This is a genomic window from Pelomonas sp. KK5 (assembly GCF_001984095.1).
Lineage (GTDB): Bacteria > Pseudomonadota > Gammaproteobacteria > Burkholderiales > Burkholderiaceae_C > KK5.
Genome location: NZ_LYVQ01000340.1, coordinates 1 through 4781, shown reverse-complemented (window position 1 = coordinate 4781; position 4781 = coordinate 1). Strand labels below are relative to the sequence as shown.

Annotated in this window: 3 protein-coding genes; 2 read left to right on the top strand and 1 reads right to left on the bottom strand. The window is 67.2% G+C overall.

The window, feature by feature from the left end; translation table 11 throughout:
• Positions 1–1136 (bottom strand): methyl-accepting chemotaxis protein (locus tag B0W88_RS29800; protein ID WP_077038146.1); only part of this gene is annotated, 1136 nt, incomplete at its 3' end.
• 290 nt (positions 1137–1426) lie between these two features.
• Here B0W88_RS29800 and B0W88_RS29795 point away from each other — a divergent pair.
• Both B0W88_RS29795 and B0W88_RS29790 read left to right on the top strand, forming a co-directional pair.
• On the top strand, positions 1427–4279 hold the full coding sequence (locus tag B0W88_RS29795; RefSeq protein WP_077038145.1) for a 2-oxoglutarate dehydrogenase E1 component: 2853 nt from the start codon (positions 1427–1429) through the stop codon (positions 4277–4279).
• Positions 4280–4349: 70 nt separating this feature from the next.
• Positions 4350–4781, top strand: a 432-nt coding sequence (locus tag B0W88_RS29790) for a biotin/lipoyl-containing protein (RefSeq protein WP_198937977.1), incomplete at its 3' end; no start/stop codon positions are given.

Here is a 4781-nt window from a genome sequence, read left to right as displayed (position 1 = left end):
TTCAGCGCCAGGATATTGGTCTGGAAGGCGATGCCGTCGATGGTGCCGATGATGTCGGCGATCTTGTGCGAGCTGGCGCTGATCTCGCCCATCGTGCTGACGACCTGGCCGACGACCGCGCCGCCGCGGGTGGCCACGTCGCAGGCGCCTGCGGCCAGCTCGTTGGCATGGCGGGCCGAGTCGGCGCTGTGGCGCACGGCGGTGGTCAGCTGTTCCATCGCGCTGGCGGTCTGCTGCAGGCTGCTGGCCGTCTCCTCGGTGCGCTGGCTGAGGTCGGTGTTGCCGGTGGCGATCTGGCTGCTGGCGGTGGCCACGCTGTCGCTGATCTGCTGGATGTTTTGCACCAGGCCGGCGAGCTTGTCCTGCATGCCGCTCAAGTCGCCGACCAGGGCCTGCACCTCGTCGCGACCGTTCAGGCGCGGCGGCTCGCCGGTCAGGTCGCCCTCCGCGACGCGGCCGGCCAGGGCCGAGGCGGCCTCCAGCGGCGCGACGATCGAGCGCGAGATCAGCCAGGCCATCAGCATGCTCAGACCCAGGCCCAGCACGATGCCGGTGACCAGCAGATTGCGGCCGGCCTCGGCGCTGGCGATGGCGGCGTCGCGCGAAGCCAGCACGTCGTCCCGCTCGTACTCGGCATAGTCGTCCACCGCCTTGGCGTAGGCCGAGGCGGCAGGGCGCAGCACATTGCGGGCATCGTCGTCCGAGACCGGCTTGCCGCCCTCGCGCTGCTTGACCAGCGCGTTGCGCGCCACGCGGAAGGCCTCGCCGGCGACGTCGATCTTCTTGTACAGCGCGCTGCCCTGCTCGGTGTCGGACAGGGCTTCCAGGCGCTTGCGCACTTCGGCCGAACGGTCGGAGGTGGCCTTGCGGACCTCGTTGATGTGCTTGGCGTAGTCGGGGTTGTCGGTGACCAGCAGGGTCTCGGCCCGCTCGGCGCTGATCACGACGATGGCATGCAGCTCGCGGGCGAGCAGCGCCCGCTCGGCGGAGGCGCCGCCCAGTTCGTCGGCGATGTCGCGCAGCTGTGCGAGGCGCCACATGCCCAGCAGGACGGTCAGCGACATCAGGATCAGCACGAGGCCGAAGCCCAGCGCCAGGCGTGGCGCGAGGCGGAAACGTTCGAGAAGGGTGTTCATGAAGGGGCAGCGGCGTGAAAAGCCGGGAATGGTGCCGGACGGCAGTGGCGTGCCGATGAAAACTTCTCGGCGACGATGGGTGGCAGTCTAGCCCGCTGTACCCGCTTGTTCCTAGGGTTAGCGAGTAGTGCTACAGTCGCCCCGTTTTCTTTGGTCCTTCCCGTCCCTTTGGTTGCCCGTGTGCAGTCGGCAGCCGAGGTGGGTCGCAATCCGCCAAGCGGTCGAGCCGTGCCGCGGAAGGTTTATCCAACCAGCCAATGCCCTGGAAACCGGGGTGAGAGGTGAGCGAAATGATGCAGCAATACAGGTCCAACTCGTACCTGTTCGGAGGCAATGCGCCCTACGTCGAAGAGATGTACGAGGCCTACCTCGACAACCCGGGCTCCGTGCCCGACAACTGGCGCGCCTACTTCGACGCGCTGCAGCACGTCCCCGCGACCGACGGTTCCGAGAACCGCGACGTGGCCCACGCGCCCGTCATCGAATCCTTCGCCCAGCGCGCCAAGGCCAATGCCTTCGGCAACAAGGTGTCCAGCGGCGAACTGTCGGTGGCCCGCAAGCAGGTCCATGTCCAGTCGCTGATCGCCGCGTACCGCAACGTCGGCTCGCGCTGGGCCGACCTGGACCCGCTCAAGCGCGTGGAGCGCCCCAAGATCCCCGAGCTGGAACCGGCGTTCTACGACCTGAGCGAGTCCGACATGGACATCTCGTTCAGCGCCACGAACACCTACTTCAGCAAGGCCGAGAGCATGACCCTGCGCGAGATCGTGCAGGCCCTGCGTGAAACGTACTGCGGCAGCGTCGGCGCCGAGTACATGCACATCACCGACCAGGTCGAGAAGCGCTGGTGGCAGGAAAAGCTGGAGACCGTGCGCTCCAAGGCCACCCCGACCGTCGAGCAGAAGAAGCACATCCTCGACCGCCTGACGGCCGCCGAAGGCCTCGAGCGCTACCTGCACACCAAGTACGTCGGCCAGAAGCGCTTCTCGCTGGAAGGCGGCGAGAGCTTCATCGTCTCGATGGACGCGCTGGTGCAGGGCGCCGGCGCCATCGGCGTGCAGGAAATCGTCATCGGCATGGCCCACCGCGGCCGCCTGAACGTGCTGGTGAACACGCTGGGCAAGATGCCGGGCGACCTGTTCGCCGAGTTCGAGCACAAGGCGCCGGAGGACCTGCCCTCGGGCGACGTCAAGTACCACCAGGGCTTCTCCAGCGACGTGTCCACGCCTGGCGGCCCGGTCCACCTGTCGCTGGCCTTCAACCCGTCCCACCTCGAGATCGTCAACCCGGTCGTCGAAGGCTCGGTCAAGGCCCGCATGGACCGCCGCGGCGACAACGAAGGCCAGCAGGTGCTGCCCGTGCTGGTGCACGGCGACGCGGCCTTCGCCGGCCAGGGCGTCGTGATGGAAACGCTGGCGCTGGCCCAGACCCGCGGCTACTTCACCGGCGGCACGGTCCACATCGTCATCAACAACCAGATCGGCTTCACCACCAGCGACCCGCGCGACATGCGCTCGACGCTGTACTGCTCGGACGTCGTCAAGATGGTCGAGGCGCCGGTGCTGCACGTCAACGGCGACGATCCGGAAGCCGTGGTGCTGTGCACCCAGCTGGCGCTGGAATACCGCCAGCAGTTCAAGAAGGACGTGGTCGTCGACATCGTCTGCTTCCGCAAGCTGGGCCACAACGAGCAGGACACGCCGGCGCTGACCCAGCCGCTGATGTACAAGAGCATCGCCAAGCACCCGGGCACCCGCAAGCTGTACGGCGAGCGCCTGGTCGCCCAGGGCGTGCTGGCGGCCGAGGGCCCGGACGAGTTCGTCAAGAACTTCCGCGCCGCGATGGACGAAGGCCGCCACACGATCGACCCGGTGCTGACCAACTTCAAGAGCAAGTACGCCACCGACTGGTCGCCGTACCTGGGCAAGAAGTGGACCGACAGCTGCGACACCGCGCTGCCGGTGGCCGAGTTCAAGCGCCTGGCCGAGAAGATCACCACGCTGCCGGCCAACTTCAAGGCCCACACGCTGGTGGAGAAGGTCATCGCCGACCGCGCCGCGATGGGCCGTGGCGAGATCAACGTGGACTGGGGCATGGGCGAGCACCTGGCCTTCGCCTCGCTGGTCGCGTCCGGCTATCCGGTGCGCCTGTCCGGTGAAGACAGCGGCCGTGGCACCTTCACGCACCGCCACGCGGTGCTGCACGACCAGAACCGCGAGAAGTTCGACGAGGGCATCTACATCCCGCTGCAGAACGTCGCGGAAGGCCAGGCCCCGTTCGTCGTGATCGACTCGATCCTGTCCGAAGAGGCGGTGCTCGGCTTCGAGTACGGCTACGCCTCGGCCGACCCGGTCACGCTGACGATCTGGGAAGCCCAGTTCGGCGACTTCGTCAACGGCGCGCAGGTCGTGATCGACCAGTTCATCGCCTCCGGCGAAGTGAAGTGGGGCCGCTCCAACGGCCTGACGCTGATGCTGCCGCACGGCTACGAAGGCCAGGGCCCCGAGCACAGCTCGGCCCGCCTGGAGCGCTTCATGCAGCTGGCCGCGGACAACAACATGCAGGTGGTGCAGCCGACCTCGGCCTCGCAGATCTTCCACCTGCTGCGCCGCCAGCAGCTGCGCATGTTCCGCAAGCCGCTGATCATCATGACGCCCAAGTCGCTGCTCCGTAACAAGGACGCGACCTCGCCGATGAGCGAGTTCACCAAGGGCGAGTTCAAGACCATCATCGGCGAGCGCGACGACACGATCGATAACGCCAAGGTCAAGCGCATCGTCGTCTGCTCCGGCAAGGTCTACTACGACCTGGTCAAGGCTCGCGGCGAGAAGAAGGACGTGGCGATCCTGCGCGCGGAGCAGCTCTATCCGTTCCCGCACAAGGCCTTCGCCGCCGAGATCAAGAAGTACCCGAACGCGACCGACATCGTCTGGTGCCAGGACGAGCCCCAGAACCAGGGCGCCTGGTTCTTCGTGCAGCACTACATCCACGAGAACATGGCCGAAGGCCAGAAGCTCGGCTACGCCGGCCGCCCGGCCAGCGCCTCGCCGGCCGTGGGTTACGCGCATCTGCACCAGGAACAGCAGAAGGCCCTGCTGGAGCAGGCCTTCGGCAAGCTCAAGGGCTTCATCCTGACGAAGTAAAGGACTGCCCCGCGCGCTGTGACATAGCCAGCGCGCGGGGCCTGCTTACGCACACCAAAAGACAAGCATCATGGCAATCGTTGACGTCAAAGTTCCCCAGTTTTCCGAGTCCGTGTCCGAAGGCACGCTGCTGACCTGGAAGAAGAAGCCCGGCGAGGCCGTCTCCATGGACGAGACCCTGGTCGAGATCGAAACCGACAAGGTCGTGCTGGAAGTGCCGGCGCCGGCCTCCGGCGTGATGGCCGAGCATGTGGTGGCCGACGGCACCACCGTGGCCAGCGAACAGCTGATCGCGAAGATCGACACCGAAGGCAAGGCCAGCGGCGCCGCCCCGGCTGCTGGTGCTCCTGCCCCGGCCGCTGCGACTCCTGCTGCTGCCCCGGCCGCCGCCACCGGCGGCAGCAAGGGTGACGTGGCCATGCCCGCCGCCGCCAAGATCCTGGCCGAGAAGGGCCTGGCCGCCACCGACGTGGCCGGCTCCGGCAAGGACGGCCGCGTGACC

Bases quoted from the DNA above. Each gene is read 5' to 3' on its own strand.
- B0W88_RS29795 (WP_077038145.1), top strand. From the start codon at position 1,427: ATGATGCAGCAATACAGGTCCAACTCGTACCTGTTCGGAGGCAATGCG.